This window comes from Sphingomonas trueperi, assembly GCF_040545965.1.
Classification (GTDB): domain Bacteria; phylum Pseudomonadota; class Alphaproteobacteria; order Sphingomonadales; family Sphingomonadaceae; genus Sphingomonas; species Sphingomonas trueperi_C.
This window is the reverse complement of record NZ_JBEPMV010000001.1, coordinates 293,600-313,838: the sequence shown is the minus strand read 5'-3', so window position 1 is coordinate 313,838 and position 20,239 is coordinate 293,600. Positions and strand designations below refer to the sequence as shown.

Here is a 20,239-nt window from a genome sequence, read left to right as displayed (position 1 = left end):
CCATTACTCCGGCTTCTGGTAAATGGTGTGCCCGCACGAGCGCATCTTGCTCGCGGCCGGGCCGATCAGCCGTTCCGAGTGACCGATATACAGGAAGCTCCCCCGGGCGAGCTGCTCGACAAAGCGATGCTCCAGCTCTTCCTTCGCGGGATCTCCGAAATAGATCATGACGTTACGGCAAAAAATGACATCATAGGCGGCCTTGAGGGGCCAGGGCTCGAACAGGTTCAATACTTTTGCGGTGACCATCTGCCGCGCTTCCTCGGCCATCACGAAGCCGCCTTGCGTCGGCTTCATCCAGGTCGAGCGATACGGCTCTGGCACACCCGCCGCGACATTCTCCGCATAGACCCCGCGCTGCACCGACTCGACCACGTGCGGGGCGATGTCGGTGGCGAGCAGCCGGACGTCGGCATTGCGCAACCACGAGGCGCTGCTGCGGCTTGGGCCCAGCAAACACATCGCGATCGTATAGACCTCCTCGCCCGACGAGCAGCCCGCCGACCAGATCCGGATCGGACCCTGTTTCCGCTGGAGCGTGGGGATCACGGTCTCGCGGAAATGGTCGAAATGGTGCGGCTCACGGAAGAAGTGCGTGTGGTTGGTGGTGAGTGCCACCACCATCGCATGGCGTTCTTCCGCGTCGCTGTGCACCAAGTCGACATAGTCGCAGAAGCGGTTCAGGCCGAACTTGCGCAGCCGGCGCGCGAGGCGCGACTGCACGAGGGTGGTCTTCGCCTCGCTCAGCGAAATGCGGGCATCGTCGTACATGATCGCGGCGATGGCCTGGAAATCGCGCGGCGTAAGCTCCGCGTTCTGGCCTGGTGCCATCGCGTTACCGGCGCCGGCGGACGCCGCGGCGGCGCCCCCGGCGGGGCTCATGCTGCGAGATCCAGATGCTTGGTCAGGCTCAGCGCGTTGAGATCGAGCAGCAGTACCATGCTGCCATTCTCGTCACGCGTCCCGTCCTTGGCGCGAGTGGCGATGCGGACGAGGCCTGCAATCACGCTTTCCTCCAGCGCGGTCTCGACCGCCGGTGCCGGCTGGATCTCGCCCACGTTGATGCCCACGATGTCGTTGACCTCGTCGACCAGGAAGCCCGCCTGCTTGCCCATGATGTTGACCACCAGGATGCACGAGCGTGCATGCAGCTGGCTCGGCTCCCAGCCCAGGCGCTCGGCCAGGCCGACCACCGGGATCACGTTGCCGCGCAGGTTGGTCACGCCCTTGATGAAGCTGGGGACGTTGGGAAGCGGCGTCGGCTCGTCCCATTCGCGGATTTCGATGAGCGCGCTCATGTCGATCCCGAAGATCTGCTTGGCCAGCGAGAAGGTTACGATCTTGCGATCATTGGCGGTATCGGGGGTGCTCATGCTGCCAGTCCTTTGGGCGTGAAACGAGTAGGCGAGGAAACCAGCGCCTCGATGTCGAGGATGAGAGCGATCGAGCCGTCGCCCAGGATGGTCGCGCCACCCAGGCCGCGGATCGGATGCAGGTTCTGATCCAGGCTCTTGATCACCACTTCGCGGCGGTCATCGATGGTGTCGACGACGAGACCGACCTTGCCCGAGCTTTCGCTCTCGACGATCACTACCAGCGAGTCCTCGATGGCGCGGTCGTCGTTCAGGCCGAAGATCTCGGTCGCACGCTTCACCGGCAGATACTCGCCGCGCATGTCGATCACTTCGTGGTCCGGCGCGGTGCGCTTCACCTGGCCGGGCTCGGGCTGGATCGTTTCCAGCACGTGCGTCAGCGGCAGGACGAAGCGCTGGCCGGCGAGCCGCACGATCATGCCGTCCAGAATGGCCAGCGTGAGCGGGAGGATCATCGTGAAGGTCGTGCCTTCGCCCGGCACCGAGTGGATCTCGACGCGGCCGCCCAGGGCTTCCACGTTCGAGCGCACCACGTCCATGCCGACGCCGCGACCCGAGATGTTCGAGATCTTCTCCGCGGTGGAGAAGCCCGGCGCGCAGATCAGCTGGTCGATTTCCTCGTTCGTCAGCACCGCATCGGCGCTGATGATGCCCTTTTCGACGGCCTTGGCGCGGACGCGCTCGCGGTTGATGCCGCGGCCATTGTCCGCGACGCGAACGAAGATCCGGGCGCCCTTCTGCTCGGCCGACAGCTTGATCGTGCCGGCGGGGTCCTTGCCCGCCGCGATCCGCTCCTCGGCGCTTTCCAGACCATGGTCCGCGGCATTGCGGATCATGTGGGTCAGCGGATCGCCGATCTTCTCGATCACGCCCTTGTCGACTTCGGTCGTCTCACCGATCGTCTCGAGGTTGATCTGCTTGCCGGTCTCGACCGAAAGATCGCGGAGCATGCGCGGCACGCGGCTGAAGGCCTGCCGGATCGGCTGGGCGCGCAGCGACATGACGTTGTCCTGGATCTGCCGGGTGAGGCGGGCCAGTTCGGGCAGTTCGACGCGCTGGCGATCGGCCGGCGACAGCCGGTCGGCCAGGATCGAGTTGCGGATCACCAGCTCGCCGACCAGGTTGAGCAGCAGGTCGAGCTTGACGAGGTCCACGCGGATGGTCTGCGCGGCTTCGTTGACCGGCTTGGCCGGACCACCGCCACCGCCACCGCCGCCGCCGCCACCACCCGGGCCACCCGGCGTGCCGCCACCGCCGGCCGGCGGAGTCGCCGCCGCAGCAGGGGCAGGGGCGGCTTCAGGCGCCGCCGCCACGGGTGCAGGTGCCGGTGCGGCAGCCGGAGCCGGCGCCGCCGGGGCAGGGCCCAGATCCATGAAGTCGTCGACCGTGGCCGTCACCGGCACGAACGGGATCTCGTCGCCGTCCATTTCGGTTTCGCCCGCGCCTTCCGGCAGGACGACATCCTCGCTGTTGCGCTTGATCTCGATCACCGAATCCGGCGCCACGAAATCGAAGCAGTCCGAGAGGTCGCTTTCCGGCAGCTCGGCCGGTGCCTGCATCACCCAGGTGAAGTAGCTGTCTTCCGGATCGATCTCGCGCAGCGCCGGGAGCGTGCTGATGTCGACCGAGTCGACGCGGGCGCCGAGGCCCTCCAGCTCGCGCACGGTCAGCAGCGGCTCGCCGGCATTGGCCAGCGCGGCGCGCGAGGGCTTGAAGCGCACGGTCCAGCCGCCGGAATCATCCGGGCCGTCCAGATCGTCGAGCGACACGCCCACCGGACGGAAGCCGAACTCGTCTTCCTCTTCCTCCATCGCTGGCGCAGGCGCCGGGGCGGCGGGGGCGGGCGCTGCCGCGGCAGGCGCGGCGGCAGCCGGCGCGTCGCCGTCCGGCACGCCCTTGTTGGCGAGCACCTGCTCGAGCGCGCTCAGCGCGGCCCCGTCGTTCGGCCGGGACGCATTGCCCTTGGCCGCCTCGACATGGTCCGACAGCACGTCGAACGAGCTCAGCATCACCCGGATCACGCCGGGCGTGGGGACGATCTTCCCGGCACGCACCTCGTCGAGCACGTTCTCGAACTTGTGCGCGAAGGCGGTCAGGTCCGAATGGCCGAAGGCGCCGGCGCCGCCCTTGATCGAGTGGATCGCGCGGAACACGCCGGCGATGGTCTCGCCCGACAGGTCGCCGCCCTGCATCGCCGACAGGCCTTCCTCGGCCGTCGTGAGGCCTTCAGTGCACTCTTCGAAGAAGATTGCCTGGATATCGTCGAATTCGTCGCTCACGGGCAAACGCGGCGGATCGCCGCCCCCAGCTTAGTGGCCTCGAAGGGCTTGGTGATCCAGCCGGTGGCACCGGCGGAACGGGCGCGCTGCTTCTTCTCGTCCGAAAATTCGGTCGAAAGCACCAGGATCGGCACGCCCTTGAATTCGGGAACCTGGCGCACGGCCTCGATCAGCTCGAACCCGTCCATCTTCGGCATGTTGATGTCGGTGATGAGCAGGTCGGGCTTGACCTCGTGCATGCGCTCCAGGCCATGCTGCCCGTCGTTCGCGCTCTCGATGCGAAAGCCCTGCGCGGTCAGCGACGTCTTGAGCAGCATGCGCATGCTCGCGGAGTCATCGACGGTAAGGATCAGCTTGGTCACAGAAGTTCTCCGGTATCAATGCCGACCGCCGCTGCGAGCTGGCAACGGTTCACACGATCGGTGAAGGCAGTGCTGGGGTTAAGGATGGTGAAGGCCTTGCCGAGCTTGTCGGCTTCGGCCTTGGCTGCGACGAGCAGCTGCAGCACCGCCTGGCCGACGCTCTCGACCTGCGAGGCATCGATCTCGACCGGGCCGTCGCCGTCGACCGCCTGTATGAGGCGGGTTTGAAGATCCGCGGCCGTCACGGTGGTTCCGTGCGCGGGGAGCGCGAGCGCGTTGTCCGCGCCGGCCTCAAGCGGTGGCAGGGGAAAGTCCATTTTTGGCCTCGTCGAGAGCGGTTTCGAGTTGCTGGAAGGTCGGCGCGTACGCGGAGGGCGTCATGCGACGGGCGATTTCGATCGCGACCTGCACCGGCTGGTTCTGGGCATAGGCAACGATGGCGGTCTTCACGATGGTGAAGGGCTTGGAGTCGGCTTCGATCGTCTCGAGCAGCTTGCCGGCAAGCGGCGCCACCACGCAGTAGGACAGAAGCACGCCGAGGAAGGTACCGACGAGCGCGCCGCCGATCATCGCGCCCAGGATCTCGGTCGGCTGATCGATCGAGCCCATGGTCTTGATGACGCCGAGCACCGCGGCGACGATGCCGATGGCGGGGAGGCCGTCGGCCATAAGCTGCAGCGAGTGCTGCGGATGGGTTTCCTCGTGGTGATGCTTCTCGATGTCCGCTTCCATCGCGGATTCCAGCTGGTGCGGATCCTCGAAGTTGACGGTCATCATCCGCAGATAGTCGCAGAGGAACTCGATCAGGTGATGGTCCTTCAGCAGCCGCGGATAGGGCTTGAAGAGATCGCTCTCCTCCGGCTTGTCCAGGTGCGGCTCGATGCCGGTGGCGCCGCTCTTCTTGAACAGCGTCAGCAGGGTGAACATCAGCGTCAGCAGGTCGGTATAGTCGCTAGCCTTCCAGCGACCGCCCTTGAAGGCGCGCATGATGCCGGCGCCGGCCTTCTTCACCGTCGGCATCGAATTGCCGACGATGAAGGCGCCGATCGCCGCGCCGCCGATCGCCATGAGCTCGTGCGGCATCGCCTCAGCGATGATCCCGAACTTGCCGCCCGACATGATGAAACTGCCGAACACGCAACCGAGAATGATGACGAAACCAACGGCGTTCAGCATGATGAGCCCAAAATCTTTCCCTGGATCTTTCCAGAATTATAGGATGGTTTCCGGGGCTACCGGTCCCTTCGGGGATAATGCTTAGGTGCGGGTTCACCGCACGCCGGGTGCATGCACCGGCGATGGTTGCCGAACCGTTTCCGCAGATGCGATTTCGCGGCGTGCGATGGGCCGGAACACCAGCGCCAGCATCATCGGGCGGTCGTCCGCACGGGGCGGCGGGGGCACCATCATGAAGGAGAATTCGTCGGCGCAGTGGAACAGGTGCGGCGCGACCTGCGTCATGCCCTCCAGCGACGGCTTGGCCTGAATCTCGTCGGCCCCGGGTCGCTGGAGTTCCGAAAGGAACCGCTCGACCGGCATGAACACAGCGCTTTCGACCTGCACCCAATCGAACAGCTGGCCGAATTGCACGCCCACCGAGAAGCGGCAATCGCCGATCGGGATCGCGGCCAAATAATAGCCGTCATGCGTCGGCGTGGCGGTGACGTTCCCGGTCGAGGCGTTCACGCCGTCGGCGACGATCAGCGGAAGCGAAACCGAGCTGTCGACAAAGTCGGCATATTTGAACGGCATGCCGAAGCGCTTCTGGGTGAGCAGGGCAAGCTTCACGGGCATGCCTTCGCCGTTCAGCTCGGCCGGCAGAAACATCCGCTCGGAGCCCTTCATGTAGAACAGCCCGCGCTGGCGCAGCCCGCGCCGGGCGATCTCCGGGTCGAACAGCGCCACGGTGTCATCCACGCCTTCGTTGATGTCGTGCTCGAACTCGGCGAGCACCGCCAGTTCGTGCTTCAGCGGCAGGTACATCAGGCGACCGAGCACCGCGGCGGCGGCGTGGCGCCATAATGGCATCTCGTCGAGCGGGGTGCCGCGCAGCCGGGCCGCGGCCTGCTCGCGCTCGAAGCGGAGCGTGCCTTCCTGGATGCGTTCGCGGGTCGCGCTCTGGCGGCCCTTGATGCTGTTGGCCTTGCGGATCGGGGTGCCGTCGGGTTCGAAATCCACCGTCGAGCCCTGCGCCGCGGTGCAGATCTGCTCCAGCACCGCCACGTTGGTGGCGAATGCCTCCAATGTATGGCCGTCATAATCGGCTTCGCTGATCAGGCCCTTCTTGTCGCAGCCGGTGAGGAACTGTTCGCGCAGCAGCAGATAGCGGCCGGCGACATGCACGCCGAGGCGATCGCGCAGCAGCGAGTCGATCGCGTTCTGCACCGAGCCGTTATAGCCGAGGTCGACCAGCATCAGCGTGTCGCCCGGCTGCGGATCGACCGTGCGGCGCACATGCGCGATTAGTCGATCGGCAAAGCCCCGGCCTGCCTTGATGATCTGCTTCACCCGCTGCGGTTTGCGGGTTTCTGCGAGGAAAGTGACCAGGCGGGACCGGTCCTTGGGCAGGCCGTTCAGCAGAAGTGCCGCCTCGTGCTTCGGGAGCAGCAGCTGGTGCGCGATCTTCTCCGGCGTGGAGCCGATGTCGAACTGCACATAGCGCTCGATCGCTTCCGCGTCGGTGAGCGAGGCGGCGACCGCGGTGAAGCGGCTGATCTCGACAGCGTGGCTGGGCTGGTCGGGCTGCGCCACCTGGTGCATGCGCATCGGCAGCAGGCCGTCGCGCATCATGAACAGCCAGTGGACGGTGCCGCCGCGTTCCGCCTGCAGCGCCGCCGCCTCCTGCTGGAGCCAGCGCTCATAGGCGTGGAAGATCGGCCCCATCACCGAGAAGCCCAGCGCTTCCGCCGCATCCTCGATCCGCGGCTCGCCCAGGGCGAGCGTGGCGCGGTGCGGCTGTTGCGCGGCGATCGTTTCCGGCAGCCGGGCATGCAACAGCCCGCTGATCGAGGATTCGAGACGCAGCCGCTGCTCGGTCGTCTCCGAAAACTGCTTGAGGTGCAGCGTCTGCACGCCGAACTTGGCCACCCCGTCGACATCGGCCTTGAAGTTGTCGCCGATGTGCAGGATCGTTTCCGGTGCGCATTTCAGCGCCTTCAGCACATCCGCGTACAGCCCTTCGGACTTGGACTTGTGATAGGTGGACGAGCAGAAGACGCGGTCGATCATGCCTGCGACCTCGGCGCCCGCGGCGCGCGCGATCAGTCCGCGCAGCTGCTTGGGATCGAGATAGGTGTCGGACACGATGATCACCCCGATGCCGCGGCGCTTGGCCTCGCGGATCAGCGCGACGGTCGGCTGGAACGCGAAGCAATGGCGTGCCTCGGCGTCGAGTTCGTGCGCGACGGCGGCATGGATCTCCGCCTTGCGTGCGTTGGGGTACACTTCGCGATAGATCTGCTCGATCGTCACTTCCTTGTGGCGATGCTGGACGAGCGCGGCGGTGCGCGCCCGCGATTCCGCCCATTGCCGCTGCAGTACCGTCATCCCCGGCAGCGCGCCGAAGATATCGATCGGCGCGTGGCTGTCGCGCCAGAGCAGGGTGTCGAAGCAGTCGAGCGATAACAGCTTGACGTTCGCACGCCCGTCGAACGCGGACGGCAAAGCATGCGGCAGGATGAAGTCGGTCACGGTACTGTCCCTGGAAAGCGCCCGCACCGAGGGGACGCAGGAATCTTATAGGAAGACGACGGACCAACCCGGCAAAATCTTCCTACAATGGCGGCAGGAGCAAAGGAGCGACAATGACGATCAATGCTTATCAGGCTGCCCGGAGCCGGGCCGAGACGCCGCGTGCTGCGGAACTGCGGCTGATGCGCGAGATCACCGGGGAAATGCAGACGGCACATGAGGCCGGCCTGAAGGGCGCGCTGTTGATGCCGTCGCTGTACCGCAATCGCGAGATGTGGACCGCCTTCGTCACCGATTGCGGCGCCCGCGGCAACAATTTGCCGGTGGAACTGCGCGCGAAGATCATTTCGCTGGGCCTGTGGGTCGACCGCTTCACCAGCGACGTGGTCGCAGGGCGGGAATCCATCATGGAGCTGATCCAGGTGAACCGCACGATCATGGAAGGCCTCGGCTTCCAGGATCGCGCGCCGGTCCCGCAGGCGACCGCCGCCGCCGCTTGATCCCTCGTCGCAGCGCGAACGAAATGGCCCCGGGGTGATTCCCCGGGGCTTTTTCGTGCCCGGATGCGGCAGCAGGACGGTGGTAGGTGGAAGGTCCACCGTCCTCCCGAACGCGGAGCGCCATCCGCCCGTGCGATGGATGGACCACCGCGGGTGGCCGCCGTGGCGGGACGCACATTGCAGCTTGGTGCTATGCGAGCCTGCCTGTCGCAACGGGCGTGCATCCGAGATGCGCGTACGCAGCCAAAGGGCCATGAAGCGCCCTGCGAAGGCGGCGGACAGGCGCCGTAGTGCCCCGCACATCTGTCACGCGCCGCAGGTTCCTGGATGGGGTTAGGGCAGGGAGGCGCCAGATCCGGCCGGCAGGGGGTCCGCCGTACGCAAAAATGGGCGCCGCGGCATGGCCGGGCGCCCATCTTTTGTGTCGAGGCGACGTCAGGCGATCAGAACGATGTCCAATCGTCCGCGCCTGCCGAAGCGGCGGCTACCGGCGTGGCCATCGGCTTGACCGGCGAGACATAGCCGCTGCCGCCCGAGGATTTGGCCTTGCCCTTGGCGCGGGCGGCGATTGACGTGCCGCTCTTCGCGGGCGCACGCGCGCCGACCGCGGTCTTGCCGATGTTGAAGCGTTCGGCCTGCTCGGCCAGCGATGCCACTTCGGAGGTGAGGTTGCGGGCCGCGGCCGAGGTCTCCTCCACCATCGCCGCATTCTGCTGGGTCGATTGGTCCATCGTGCCGATCGTGTCCGAAATCTCGGAGATCGCCGAGGACTGCGCCTGGTTGTCGCTGGCGATGCGGCCGAGCAGCTGGTGCACCTCGCCGACGTCGTTCGAGATGTTGGAGAGCGCGCCGTCCACCTTCTCGACCATGCCGACGGCGGTGACGATGTCGGCCTGGGTCGCGGTCAGCTGGTCGCGTGCGCGGCCTGCTTCTTCTTCGGCGCGCATCGCCAACGCGGAGACGAGGTCGGCGACGACCGCGAAGCCGCGGCCCGCTTCACCCGCACGACCGGCCTCGACCGCAGCGTTCATCGCGAGAACGCGGGTCTGGAAGGCGATCTTGTCGAGGCCTTCGATGACGCTGTCGATGCCTTTGGCGCTTTCGGAAACGCGGGTCATCGCTTGCACCGCTTCGTCGGCGGTGCTGCGACCGGACGAGACGACGCTGATCGCCTGGTCGGCGCGTTGCACCGTGCTGCTGGCGGCGGTGGCCGTTGCCTTCAGCCGCTGGTCCATCTGGGTGACGGCGGCAGCGGTCTGCTCGAGCGCGGCCGCGTTCGCTTCGGTGCGGCGGGCGAGGTCTTCGCTCGCCTGGGCGATGTCGTTCGAGCCGGTGCGGATGCGGTGGGTGGAATCGGTCACCGATCCGATCAGTTCGCGCAGCGAGGCGAGCGCTTCGTTGAGGTTCGCCTTGAGTTCGGCATAGGTCGCCGGGAAATCCGCCGAAATGTCGGCGGTGAGGTCGCCCTGCGCGACGCGCACCAGGCTCTCGCGAACGGTGTTGGTCACCATCTGCTGCTCGGCGGCGGCACGCGCGTCGATCTGCGCGCGCTCCTGCGCCGAGAGGCGGAACTGCTCGACGGCGCGGGCGATCTCGCCCAGTTCGTCGCCGCGGCCTAGGCTCGGCACCGTTGCGGAGCCGCCCTCCGCAAGCGTCTTGGTGACGTGCGCGAGCGCCGCCATCGGCTGAGCGATGGTGCGGTTGATCACCAGCCACACCACGCCGAGCGCCGCGAGCGAGATCAGCGACAGGCCGATCGTCAGGATCAGTGCAGTAAATGCAGAAGAATTGCCGCGCGTATTGGCTTCTTCGGAGGCCTTGCGGAGGCTGTCGAGGATCTTCTGCGCCTGGTCCAGCGCGTCGTGCGAACGCTCCTTGCCTTCGCCCTTGATCAGCTTGAGCCCGGCGTCCTTGTCGGCGACGTCCGCCTCGAAGATGCGGCGGTTGGTGTCGTCGAGCTGGCCCTTGATCGTCGTCATCTTGGCGATGTCACTCGCCATAGCCGGATCGGCGACAGCGGCGAAGCCCTTGAGATCCTTGTCCAGTTCGTCGGAGGCGGTGTCCAGGCGCTTCTGCAGCTTGGCGCGCTCCTCGTCGGTCAGCGCATTGTAGTGGCTGTAGACGATGATCCGCATCTCTTTGATGTCGCTGATCACGTCCGTCATGTTCGACATACCGGCGACGCTGACTTCGACATGCTTGCGGGCGATGCTGGTCAGGTCGCGGTTGGACACCCAGCCGTTGATGGCGAGGCCGACCAGGAGCAAGCCGAGAAAGCTGAAGGCCGCCAGCATTTTCTTGGTCAGGGGCCAATCATCTAGAAATGCGAACATGTAGCGTTCCATCCACAAGCTTCGATCTTCCATCGAAGCGGTTAGGGCGCGCCGCGCAAGCGACGTGGTCCCTATTATAGGTGACTTTTTGGATGCCCCGGGCTGCGGCGATTACGGATGGACAGCCCAGCTACTTCCGGAAAACTCCGGGTACGCACTCGCGCTCAGCAGCGGCCGAACGGTTCCTTCCTATAAGTGCAATAAATGAGGGGCGGCAGGAGCACGCAGGTGTACGGCATTGGCAATCGCGGAAATTCTTTGCGGAGCATAGGCTTCGCGCTCCTTCTTGTGTCTGGCGCGGCGCATGCCCAAACCAAACCTGTCACACCCGCGCCCGAACCTGCAGCTGCCGGTCCCAAATTGAGTATCGAGGGCAGCGTCCGCGCGCGGATGGAAGGCATCGACGGCCAGTTCCGCCCCAAGGTCGACGATCGCATCGCCTTCGCGTCGCTGCGCACGCTGGTCGCCGTCAAGCTCGACTGGGACGACCTCAATGTCACCGGTGAGTTGATGGATGCCCGCGGTTACGGCGAAGGGCATAACAGTTCGGTCAAGGCCAGCGACGTCAACACGGTCGAGCCGCTCCAGGCGTTCGTGAGCTACAAGCTGCATAATGTTCTGGGCAAGAAGGACAGCCTGACCGCGCTGGCCGGTCGCTTCACCATGACCTTCGGCGCCCAGCGCTTGATCGCACGCGCCGATTTCGGGAACACTTTCCCCTCCTATCTGGGGGGCAGGGTCGAGTACCGTACCAAGAAGAAGGACGAGTTGGTCCTGTTTTGGACCCATCCCATTGACGCGCTGCCCAGTTCGCCGGACGGGATCTACGACAACAAGGTCGAGCTCGATCACGTCAACACCGGGACGGTGTTCTACGGCGCCGACGGCAATCTGGCCGATATCGGCCACAAGCTGAGCGTGGGCGGCTATGTCTATCGTCTCGCCGAGCAGGATCGCCCGGGCTATCAGACCCGCGATCGCCGGCTGGTGACATTCGGTCTCCGCCTCCGCCGCGCGCCCGCCAAGGGCAAGTTCGACATCGAGGGCGAAGCCGCGCTCCAGCGCGGCGAGGCGCGTCTCACCAACGCGGTGACAGACCGCAAGGATCTGCCGGTCCGTGCCGGCTTCGTCCATATCGAAGGTGGGTACACCATCGCCAAGAAGTGGACGCCGCGCATCTCCGCCTTCATCGATTACGCGAGCGGTGACGGTCCCGACGCCGCCTATGGCCGCTTCGATCTGCTGTATGGCGCACGTCGTGCCGACTATGGCCCTACCTCTCTGTTCGGCCCGGTCGGCCTTGCCAACCTCGTCTCGCCCGGCATCCGCATCGAGGCCAAGCCCTCCAAGCGGCTGGACCTGATGGGCGCGGTGCGTGGGCTTTGGCTTGCCGACCGCACCGATACCTTCGCCTTCACCAGCGTGCGCGACAAGACCGGCGCCTCGGGGCGTCATGCCGGCACCGAAGTGGAAGTGCGCGTGCGCCGCTCGCTGATCCCCGATCGCCTGCGCGCCGAGATCGGCGCGGCGTATCTCGCCAAGGGCCGCTTCCTCACCAGCGCCCCGAACGCCCCGCACAGCGGCGACGCCCGTTATGGCTATGCCGATCTGGTGTTCAAGTTCTGAACGCGGTACGACCGGACCAAAGCGATACCTGTGGCTATCCGCTACGATCCGGAATATGATCGGAAACAACCGCGTAACAAAGGCGTATGGCGATGGTGCTCAACATGCTGGTGATCCTGATGGTACGCGAAGCCAGCTTGCGCAGCATGCTCGCCGCGCGCCTGGCGCTCTCCGGCATCGATGTGGTGAGCATGGAGCAGGTGGACGCGGGCCGCATCACCCGGCTGGGCGGCACCGCGCCGGTACTGGTCGCCGATGCGGCTGCCACCGAGGACCATCCCGGCGGTCTGGCCGCCCTTGTGGCGGACCCGCTGTGGCACCGGCTGATCATCCTGGGTGGTGACCAGGCGGTGACGGCGCCGCATCTGCACCATGTCACCGCCGAGGAACCTGCCGCCGCCATCGCCGCCTTGCTGCGCGATGGCGGGGCAGTGCACTAATTCACCCTTTCGGGAACAACCCCGCGGCGAAGGCGATGCGCAGCGCTTCGGACAGGCTGCGGACTTCCAGCTTCTCCATCAGATTGGCGCGGTAGATCTCCACCGTGCGCGGGCTGATGTCGAGCTCATAGGCGATGATCTTGTTCGACCGCCCTTCGATCAGGCCCTTCAGCACATCGGTCTCGCGCGGCGAGAGCTTGGCGATCTTGGCTTCGGCGGTCGCGGTGCGCGCGGCGGCCTCGCCATCCTCCTCGAGCTTCGAGAAGGCCTGGTCGATCACCTTGAGCAGGAATTCGGCCTCATAGGGCTTCTCGATGAAGTCCAGCGCGCCGGCCTTCATCGCCTGCACCGCCAGGCCGACATTTCCCTGACCGGTGAGAACGATCGGCACGAAGGTCGGCGAGCGATCGAGCTTGAGCAGGACGTCGAGCCCGCTCGAACCCGGCATATGGAAGTCGAGCAGCACTACGCCCGGATCGAGCTCGGCCTCCTGCTCCAGAAATGCGTCGCCCGAGCGATAGCCGCGCACGATCAGGTCCGGACGGACCGAGAGCAGGCTGTGCAGCGAAGCGCGGACGGCATCGTCGTCGTCGACGATGTAGATCGTTCGGGTCATTATTCTTCACCTTCTTCGATACCAGGCAAGGTAAAGCAGAACGACGCGCCACCCCCCGGCGCGTTTTCCGCACTCAGCATCCCCCCATGGCCTTCGATAATGCGTTTGCTGATCGAAAGTCCAATACCCATTCCGCCTGCGCCTCCCTTTGTCGTGCTGAACCGCGAAAAAAGAGTTTCCAAGACATGTTCGGGGAGGCCGGGTCCACTGTCCGTAACTGTGATCGCTATCATCTGGTCGGGCAGCTTCTCGGACGTGATCGTGATCTGTCGATCATCGGGCTCGACGAGTTTTAATGCCTGCACGGCATTGCGCAACAGGTTAACCAGAACTTGCTGCACCTGAATACGGTCGGCCAGGATGAAGCGTGCGGCGGGATCGAGATGGAAGCTCACCCGCAGGTTGAAATGGCCGGTGCCGACCAGCACCAGCTCCACCGCGTCGCGCACCGTCCGCTCGACCGATTCCACTCGCATCTCCACTTCGCCGCGGGCGACGAAGGCGCGGAGGCGACGGATGATCTCGCCCGCGCGCTGGGTCTGCTCGGAGCCCATGCGCAACAGATCGGTGACCCGCGGGCCGCCTTCGCCGCGCTCGATCAGCATGCGCGCGGCGGCGAGGAAATTGGCGGTCGCACTCAGCGGCTGGTTGAGCTCATGCGCCAGATCGGCGGCCATCTCGCTCATCGCGCTCTGGCGGGAGACGTGCGCGATTTCGTTGTTGAGCGCGCTCAGGCGCTGCTCGGTGGCAACCCGCTCGGTCAGATCACGGACGAAGACGGTGATCAGCAGATGCCCGTCGCTACGCGCGGCGCCGGCACGCATCTCGGCCGGGAAGCGGCGCCCGTCGGCGGTCTGCGCGGTGCCGACCAGCACTTCGCCGACCAGCCCTTCGCCGGTCGCGACGAAGCGGTGCAGCACCTCCTGGTCGGTCTCCACTTCGTCGGCGGGGATCAGCATGGTGAAGTCGCGACCGACGACCTCCGAGGCGCGATAGCCCCACAGCTCCTCGGCGGCGGCGCTGAACTGGAGGATCGATCCGTCGCCCGAGAGCACGATCATCGCGTCCGGCACCGTCTCCAGCACCGTGCGCAGCTGCGCCTCGCGCCGGCGGAGGGCTGCTTCGTGCTCGTCGCGCTCGGTGATGTCGAGCGCGGCGCCGACGACGCGGATGAGGTCGCCGGCGGAATTGTAGAAGCAGCGTGCCGAGCCCTCCAGCGTTCGCTCGGTGCCCTTGCAGCCGGTGAGGCGGTAGCGGAAGGAAAAGCGTTCCGCGCGCTCGGCAACCGCCTCGATCACCGTCGCGCGGAGGCTTTCCAGGTCGTCCGGGTCGATCAGCTGCTTCCAGGAGTCGAAGCTGGAGAGCGATCCGAGCGGCAGCCCCAGCCGCTGCTCGGTGCCCGGCGACCAGTTGATGTGGTCGCTGCCGACGTCCCAGTCGAAGATGCCGAGCTCGTGCGCGGCGGTCGCCTGGGCGAGTCGTTCCTCGCTCGCGCGCAAAGCGCGCAGCGCCGAGACGCGCTCCGAAATGTCTAGGATGCTGTGAACGACGATCGCGCCGCGGGTGGGTGTGGCGGAGCGCAGCAGCCGTTCGATCACATGGAGTTCGCTGCCGTCCTTGCGCTGCTCGATCAGTTCCTGCGCGCCGTCGGCGTCGGGCAGGGCGTAACTGCTGTTCCAGGTAGGGCATTGGGCGCGGAGCAGCATGTACAGGTTCTCGCCCAGCGCCTCGGCCTCGTTCCAGCCATAGAGCTGCTGGCAGCCGAGCGACCAGTGGATGATCCGCCCGCGCGCATCGGTCATCACGACGGTCGCGCCATCGAGCGCAAGGCTCAGCTCGGCGCGGGCGACCTGCTCGCGCCCCACCCGGTTCACCGCCCAATAGGCGATCAGGCCGATCGCGAGGATGTTGAACAGGCCGAGGATCAGATGCCCCACGATCGGCTCTCCCTGCGCGCCGCGTTCCAGCAGCAGCTCGATCGTTGCGGGGAGGGCGGGCAGCAGAATCGCGCCGGCCACCACCGTCTTGATCGCGACGGGGTCGGAGCGCTCGATCCGGCTCGATTGTTGCGAGTCCATGCGCCAATGCCCGAGGAGGATCGCCGCGGTGAGCGACAGTGCCATGATGGTGCCGGGAACCGAGGCCCGCAGGCTGAGGTTCACCGACGAGGGGTCGTCGGACAGCATCATCCCCGTCGCTGACGCCAGCGCCAGTGCCAGCGGCGCGATCGCCACCAGCGGGGCGACCTCGCGCAGCAGCCGCCATTTGCTGTGCGATGAGAAGGCCGCGATCGGCAACATCAGCAGGAAGACGATGGCGTTGACGCCTGGACGCCCGGCATGCTGCAGCGGCACCGCGGCGACGCGATCGGCGAAGACCAGTCGGCCAATGTCGATCCAGGGTTCCAACAGGGGCTGGAACGTGCCGACGACTCCCACCGCCATCGCCGCCAGGTAGAATGGAAGCGCCAGGCGTGGCCGTCGGGCCTGATCGAACAATACGCCCAGCGCTACAAAGATATAGCCGATCGCACCCACCGGCCACATCGGATAGGAATGGGGCAGGAAGCGAGGCAGGATCGGGATGCCGAACGCCCAGCCTGCGAGCGTGGCGAGGCCGCACAACAACGCGATGGCGGCCAGAACAATGGCCGTGGTGACGTGTATGGCCGGCGCAATTTGGTTCGCCGCGTGACGATCTATTCTTCCAACGTGCAAACCACCTGCCCCTGCACAGGTCGAAGCCGAGGCTACGATTTGCTCAGCATCGATTAATTTTGCGCGAAAAGCCATAGGGAGATGCACGGATTTCCGCCGATTTCGTCATCCATATCGTGCAGGTGCTTGCCAAAGCGAATGTCTCCGGCAATCAATTGGGTGGGGACCATCACAAGAACATCAGGGAGTCACGCTTGATCCGAAGCCTCGCCATGGCGGCCGCCTGCGTCGCCCTAACCGCCTGCGGGGGAAGCGGCGGCAAGCCCGCCAGCGCCTCCTCCACGCCCGCACAGAAGGGGCCGGGCCTCGGCAAGGGGTATAATCACGATCCCTATCCCTCCACCTATCGCCGCTATCCGGGCGCGCCGACGCTGCTGACCAACGTCACCATCCTCGACGGCGAGGGCGGCCGGATCGATAAGGGCGCGGTGCTGTTCCGCGACGGCAAGATCGTCGCGATCGGCCAGACCCTCACCGCTGAGGCGGGCGTGACGGTGATCGACGGGCAGGGCAAGTACGTCACGCCCGGCGTGATCGACATCCACAGCCATCTCGGCGACTATCCCTCGCCGGGCGTCGATGCGCTCTCCGACGGCAACGAGGCGACCTCGCCGGTCACCGCGGACGTCTGGGCCGAGCACAGCGTATGGCCGCAGGATCCCGGTTTCAGCCGCGCGCTGGTCAATGGCGGCGTCACCACGCTGCAGATCCTGCCCGGCTCCGCCAACCTGTTCGGCGGGCGCTCGGTGGTGCTCAAGAACGTCTATGCCCGCACGATGCAGGGCATGAAGTTCCCCGGCGCGCCCTATGGCCTGAAGATGGCGTGCGGCGAGAACCCCAAGCGCGTCTATGGCAGCCGCGGCCGCGAGCCCTCCACCCGGATGGGCAACATCGCCGTCGATCGCCAGACCTGGGCCAAGGCGGCCGAATACAAGCGCCGCTGGGACAAGTATGAGAAGGACGGCGGCGAGGCACCGGGCAGGGACATCGCGATGGACACGCTGCGCGGCGTGCTCGAAGGCGAGATCCGGGTGCAGAACCACTGCTACCGCGCCGACGAAATGGCCAATGTCATGGATATGGCCAAGGAGTTCGGCTACCACGTCTCGGCGTTCCACCACGCGGTGGAAGCCTACAAGATTGCCGATCTGCTGAAGGCGAACGCCACCTGCGCCGCGGTCTGGGCCGACTGGTACGGCTTCAAGATGGAATCCTACGACGCGGTGCCGGAGAACCTCGCCATCCTCGAAAAGGAAGGCGCCTGCGGGATGATTCACTCGGACGATGCCAACGGCATCCAGCGGCTCAACCAGGAAGTCGCCAAGGCACGCGCCTCGGCGATGCGCGCCGGCTTCGACGTGTCCGAGGCGACCGCCTGGAAGTGGCTGTCGATCAACCCGGCGATCGCGCTGGGCATTTCCGACCAGACCGGCAGCCTGCGCGCGGGCAAGATGGCGGATGTTGTGCTGTGGAACGGCAATCCGTTCAGCGTCTACACCCGGCCCGAAATGGTCTGGGTCGACGGGGCGCTGCTCTACGACGCCAAGGATCCCAAGCGCCGTCCGGTTTCCGATTTCGAGCTCGGCCAGCCGGGTGAGGGGGATGTGAAGTGAGCAAGACCCTGTTTCTCGCCGCGGCGGCCTGTGTGGCACTCGCGGCGCCTGCGATGGCGCAGGATGTGGCGATCACCAACGCCAAGCTGGTGATCGGTGATGGTTCGGCCCCGGTCGAGGGCGGTACGGTGGTGGTGCGCGGCGGCAAGGTCGTCGCGGCGGGCCGCGGCGTCGCGGTGCCGGCGGGTGTCGCGGTGGTCGATGCCGCCGGGCGCTATGTGACGCCGGGCATCTTCGCCGGCTTCACCCGGATGGGCATCGTCGAGGTCGACGGCGTCGGCGTGACCAACGATGCGGCGGCGGGCAGCTCGCCGTTCAACGCCGCGCTCGACGTGACGCCCGCGGTCAACCCGCGCGCGACGCCGATCGCGATCAACCGCGCCGACGGCGTCACCCGCGCGGTGGTCGCACCGGACGTCAGCAAGGGCTCGATCTTCGCCGGCCAGGGCGCGGTGATCGACACCCGCAGCGATCTCCACGCGGTTGCCCGTCCGCGCGCCTTCCAGTTCATGGAATATGGCGAGAGCGGCGGCCGCGTCGCCGGGGGCAGCCGCCCGGCAGCAATCGCGATGCTGCGCAACGCGATGCTGGAAGCACGCGACTATGCCCGCAACCCAGCAAGCTTCGCCGATCGCGGCAAGGATGCGCTGCTCACCCGCGCCGATGCCGAGGCGCTGGCGGCGGTGGTGCAGGGCAAGGTGCCGCTGCTCGTCCATGTCGAGCGCGCGTCGGACATCCTGGTGCTGCTCCAGCTCAAGCGCGAGACGCCGGGGCTGAAGCTGGTGCTGGTCGGCGCGACCGAGGGCTGGACGGTGGCCAGGGAGATCGCCGCGGCCGGCGTGCCGGTGCTCGCCAACGCACTCAACGACCTGCCGGCCAGCTTCGAGCAGCTGGCCGCCACCCAGTCGAACATCGGCCGGATGCAGGCGGCGGGCGTGCTCGTCGGCGTCGGCACGATCAACGACGACGAGGCGCGCCAGGCGCGGCTGGAGAAGCAGTTCGCCGGCAACCTGGTGGCGCTGACCCGCGTGCCCGGTGCCACGGGGCTCAGCTGGGACGCGGCGTTCGCGGCGATCAGCTCCAAGCCCGCCGAGGCGATGGGCATGGGCGAGGCCTATGGCTCGCTCAAGGCCGGCCGCGCCGGCGACGTGGTGGTGTGGGACGGCGATCCGCTGGAAATCGGCAGCATGCCGGTGAAGCTGTATGTCGACGGGATCGAGCAGTCGCTCACCACCCGCCAGACCCGGCTGCGCGACCGCTACTGGAAGCCGGAGGAAGGCGCGCTGCCCAAGGCGTATCAGCGCTGATCAGACGCGTTCAATACGGAACCTTCACGATCGCGGAAACTTGGGCGGTCAGGTGGAACGAGCCCGGCGCAGCGGAATGCGCGCGCCGGGCGATCAGGAGTATCGAATGATGCGGAAACATATCCTTCTCCCCACCCTCGCGGCGCTGGCGTTGGCGGCATGCCACCAGGGCGGCGAGGCGACCGGCAACACCGCGGCGGACAATGCCGCCGAGGCGAACGCGGTGGTCGAGAACGGCGCGGTCGGCAACAATGTCGCGGCCGAGGTGATCGCGATGAACGATGCGCAACGCAACGTCGTCTTTATCCGCGCGATCATGGATGCCGGCTTGAAGTGCGACCATGTCGAAAGCTCGCAGCGCCTGGACGACCAGGATGGCAACCCGATGTGGCGCGCCAACTGCACCGGCGGCGTGGCCCACATGGTCACCATCACGCCCGACGGCACGGCCAAGATCGTCAGCCGCACCGATCGGTGACGATGACGCAGTGGTTCCTTCCGGCTGTCGGAAGGGGCCGCCTGCCTCGGTGCAGCATCGGCGCCAAATCGCGCTTGCAGTTGACGCAGCGTCAAGCTGCATAGCAGCGCCATGATCGACTCCCTGGACATCGCCGAGGTCGCCCGTCGCACAGGGATCAGCGCGCGGGCGCTGCGCTTCTACGAGGCGCGCGGCCTGCTCAAGCCGCTGCGCACCGCGTCCGGCCGGCGCCATTACGGGCCGGGCGAACTCGCCACCCTCCACCAGATCCTCGCGCTGAAGCGCGCCGGGCTGACCCTCGCGCAGGTGCAGCGGCTGCTGCATTCGCGCTCGGTAGACCTTGCCGGGCTGATCGATGCCCAGCTTGCCGTGCTGGAGCAGCAATCGGCGGCGATTGCACGGTCGCGCGCGCTGCTTCTCGAAACCAAGTCCCGCGTCGAGCGCAGCGAGCCCCTCGACGTCGCGACCTTCTGCTCGCTGATCGAACAAGGAGAACGACAGATGGACAAGAAGGCGCAGTGGGACACGCTGGCCTCCCGCTATCTCACCGAAGCGGAGCGGGCGGACTTCGCCACCACAATGGCGGACGTGCCGGCAGGTTTTGATCAGGCTGGCTACGCCGCGCAGTGGAAGGAACTGGGCGGCCGGATCAAGGCGGCCCTGCCGCTAGATCCGGGCAGTGCCGCGGCGCAGGCATTCGTCGTCGAGTGGAAGGCGCTGCTGGCGCCGTTCAACGCGGTGGCGACGCCCGCGATGCAGGCAGGCGTGCAGCGCATGTACGCCGATATGGGCAACTGGCAGGGTGAGGCCGATCCGGGCTTCGATGCCGAGGTGTTCCAGTTCATCCAGGCCGCTTGCCGAGCCTAGCGGAGATGAAAGGGGAGGTCCGCCGGACCTCCCCGATC

17 protein-coding genes are annotated in these 20,239 nt (G+C 66.4%); 7 read left to right on the top strand and 10 right to left on the bottom strand.

All coding sequences use genetic code 11. From position 1 onward, the window contains the following. Positions 1-3: 3 nt before the first annotated feature. From ABIC35_RS01555 to ABIC35_RS01525, 7 genes are all read right to left on the bottom strand, one after another. A complete protein-coding gene (locus tag ABIC35_RS01555; RefSeq protein ID WP_121078542.1) occupies positions 4-882 on the bottom strand; it encodes a CheR family methyltransferase in 879 nt (292 codons plus the stop codon). Then, positions 879-1,373 (bottom strand): chemotaxis protein CheW, encoded by a 495-nt coding sequence (locus ABIC35_RS01550; RefSeq protein ID WP_093297749.1) that lies wholly within the window; start codon positions 1,371-1,373, stop codon positions 879-881. The genes ABIC35_RS01555 and ABIC35_RS01550 overlap by 4 nt, the downstream gene beginning before the upstream one ends. Further along, positions 1,370-3,652, bottom strand: a complete 2,283-nt coding sequence (locus ABIC35_RS01545; protein ID WP_121078540.1) for a chemotaxis protein CheA — start codon at positions 3,650-3,652, stop codon at positions 1,370-1,372. The genes ABIC35_RS01550 and ABIC35_RS01545 overlap by 4 nt, the downstream gene beginning before the upstream one ends. Continuing rightward, positions 3,649-4,014, bottom strand: coding sequence for a response regulator (locus tag ABIC35_RS01540; RefSeq protein WP_121078538.1), 366 nt, complete (start codon positions 4,012-4,014; stop codon positions 3,649-3,651). The genes ABIC35_RS01545 and ABIC35_RS01540 overlap by 4 nt, the downstream gene beginning before the upstream one ends. Further along, the gene (locus ABIC35_RS01535; protein WP_066720975.1) at positions 4,011-4,331 is read right to left on the bottom strand and encodes an STAS domain-containing protein; all 321 of its coding nucleotides are present in this window, start codon (positions 4,329-4,331) and stop codon (positions 4,011-4,013) included. The genes ABIC35_RS01540 and ABIC35_RS01535 overlap by 4 nt, the downstream gene beginning before the upstream one ends. Further along, positions 4,306-5,190: a flagellar motor stator protein MotA gene (motA, locus tag ABIC35_RS01530; protein ID WP_121078536.1), complete on the bottom strand. Its 885-nt coding sequence runs from the start codon at positions 5,188-5,190 to the stop codon at positions 4,306-4,308. Before motA ends, ABIC35_RS01535 begins: the two co-directional genes overlap by 26 nt. Positions 5,191-5,283: 93 nt before the next feature. After that, positions 5,284-7,704: an HAD family hydrolase gene (locus tag ABIC35_RS01525; RefSeq protein WP_121078534.1), complete on the bottom strand. Its 2,421-nt coding sequence runs from the start codon at positions 7,702-7,704 to the stop codon at positions 5,284-5,286. A gap of 113 nt (positions 7,705-7,817) precedes the next feature. Between ABIC35_RS01525 and ABIC35_RS01520 the strand changes: the two genes are divergently transcribed. Then, positions 7,818-8,204 carry a flagellar biosynthesis regulator FlaF gene (locus ABIC35_RS01520; RefSeq protein WP_121078532.1) on the top strand — a complete coding sequence of 129 codons (387 nt, stop codon included), beginning with the start codon at positions 7,818-7,820 and terminating at the stop codon, positions 8,202-8,204. Between the two features lie 443 nt (positions 8,205-8,647). Here the strand turns inward: ABIC35_RS01520 and ABIC35_RS01515 are convergent, their stop codons facing one another. Next, positions 8,648-10,537: a methyl-accepting chemotaxis protein gene (locus tag ABIC35_RS01515; protein ID WP_354278182.1), complete on the bottom strand. Its 1,890-nt coding sequence runs from the start codon at positions 10,535-10,537 to the stop codon at positions 8,648-8,650. A gap of 360 nt (positions 10,538-10,897) precedes the next feature. On the opposite strand from ABIC35_RS01515, the gene ABIC35_RS01510 reads away from it, so the two are divergent. Further along, complete coding sequence (locus tag ABIC35_RS01510; protein WP_183049442.1) at positions 10,898-12,163, top strand: alginate export family protein; 1,266 nt, start codon at positions 10,898-10,900, stop codon at positions 12,161-12,163. A 92-nt stretch (positions 12,164-12,255) separates the two neighbouring features. Continuing rightward, a complete protein-coding gene (locus ABIC35_RS01505) occupies positions 12,256-12,603 on the top strand; it encodes a hypothetical protein (protein ID WP_354278181.1) in 348 nt (115 codons plus the stop codon). 1 nt (position 12,604) lies between these two features. On the opposite strand, the gene ABIC35_RS01500 is transcribed toward ABIC35_RS01505, so the two are convergent. Both ABIC35_RS01500 and ABIC35_RS01495 read right to left on the bottom strand, forming a co-directional pair. Continuing rightward, entirely contained in the window at positions 12,605-13,219 is a 615-nt protein-coding gene (locus ABIC35_RS01500) for a response regulator transcription factor (RefSeq protein ID WP_121078526.1), read from the bottom strand. Continuing rightward, complete coding sequence (locus ABIC35_RS01495) at positions 13,219-15,846, bottom strand: PAS domain S-box protein (protein WP_354278180.1); 2,628 nt, start codon at positions 15,844-15,846, stop codon at positions 13,219-13,221. The genes ABIC35_RS01500 and ABIC35_RS01495 overlap by 1 nt, the downstream gene beginning before the upstream one ends. Positions 15,847-16,148: 302 nt before the next feature. Between ABIC35_RS01495 and ABIC35_RS01490 the strand changes: the two genes are divergently transcribed. The 4 genes from ABIC35_RS01490 to ABIC35_RS01475 all read left to right on the top strand — a co-directional run bounded on the left by ABIC35_RS01490 (position 16,149) and on the right by ABIC35_RS01475 (position 20,201). Then, on the top strand, positions 16,149-17,549 hold the full coding sequence (locus tag ABIC35_RS01490; RefSeq protein WP_121078522.1) for an amidohydrolase: 1,401 nt from the start codon (positions 16,149-16,151) through the stop codon (positions 17,547-17,549). A gap of 53 nt (positions 17,550-17,602) precedes the next feature. Then, the gene (locus ABIC35_RS01485; RefSeq protein ID WP_121079569.1) at positions 17,603-18,856 is read left to right on the top strand and encodes an amidohydrolase family protein; all 1,254 of its coding nucleotides are present in this window, start codon (positions 17,603-17,605) and stop codon (positions 18,854-18,856) included. 106 nt (positions 18,857-18,962) lie between these two features. Further along, complete coding sequence (locus ABIC35_RS01480; RefSeq protein WP_354278178.1) at positions 18,963-19,334, top strand: hypothetical protein; 372 nt, start codon at positions 18,963-18,965, stop codon at positions 19,332-19,334. Positions 19,335-19,445: 111 nt separating this feature from the next. Beyond that, positions 19,446-20,201, top strand: a complete 756-nt coding sequence (locus ABIC35_RS01475; RefSeq protein ID WP_121078520.1) for a MerR family transcriptional regulator — start codon at positions 19,446-19,448, stop codon at positions 20,199-20,201. The last annotated feature ends 38 nt before the right edge of the window (positions 20,202-20,239 follow it).

Bases quoted from the DNA above. Each gene is read 5' to 3' on its own strand.
- ABIC35_RS01475 (WP_121078520.1), top strand. From the start codon at position 19,446: ATGATCGACTCCCTGGACATCGCCGAGGTCGCCCGTCGCACAGGGATC.
- ABIC35_RS01520 (WP_121078532.1), top strand. From the start codon at position 7,818: ATGACGATCAATGCTTATCAGGCTGCCCGGAGCCGGGCCGAGACGCCG.
- motA (WP_121078536.1), bottom strand. From the start codon at position 5,190: ATGCTGAACGCCGTTGGTTTCGTCATCATTCTCGGTTGCGTGTTCGGC.
- ABIC35_RS01555 (WP_121078542.1), bottom strand. From the start codon at position 882: ATGAGCCCCGCCGGGGGCGCCGCCGCGGCGTCCGCCGGCGCCGGTAAC.
- ABIC35_RS01500 (WP_121078526.1), bottom strand. From the start codon at position 13,219: ATGACCCGAACGATCTACATCGTCGACGACGACGATGCCGTCCGCGCT.
- ABIC35_RS01480 (WP_354278178.1), top strand. From the start codon at position 18,963: ATGATGCGGAAACATATCCTTCTCCCCACCCTCGCGGCGCTGGCGTTG.
- ABIC35_RS01550 (WP_093297749.1), bottom strand. From the start codon at position 1,373: ATGAGCACCCCCGATACCGCCAATGATCGCAAGATCGTAACCTTCTCG.
- ABIC35_RS01485 (WP_121079569.1), top strand. From the start codon at position 17,603: ATGGCGCAGGATGTGGCGATCACCAACGCCAAGCTGGTGATCGGTGAT.
- ABIC35_RS01490 (WP_121078522.1), top strand. From the start codon at position 16,149: ATGGCGGCCGCCTGCGTCGCCCTAACCGCCTGCGGGGGAAGCGGCGGC.
- ABIC35_RS01515 (WP_354278182.1), bottom strand. From the start codon at position 10,537: ATGTTCGCATTTCTAGATGATTGGCCCCTGACCAAGAAAATGCTGGCG.
- ABIC35_RS01505 (WP_354278181.1), top strand. From the start codon at position 12,256: ATGGTGCTCAACATGCTGGTGATCCTGATGGTACGCGAAGCCAGCTTG.
- ABIC35_RS01535 (WP_066720975.1), bottom strand. From the start codon at position 4,331: ATGGACTTTCCCCTGCCACCGCTTGAGGCCGGCGCGGACAACGCGCTC.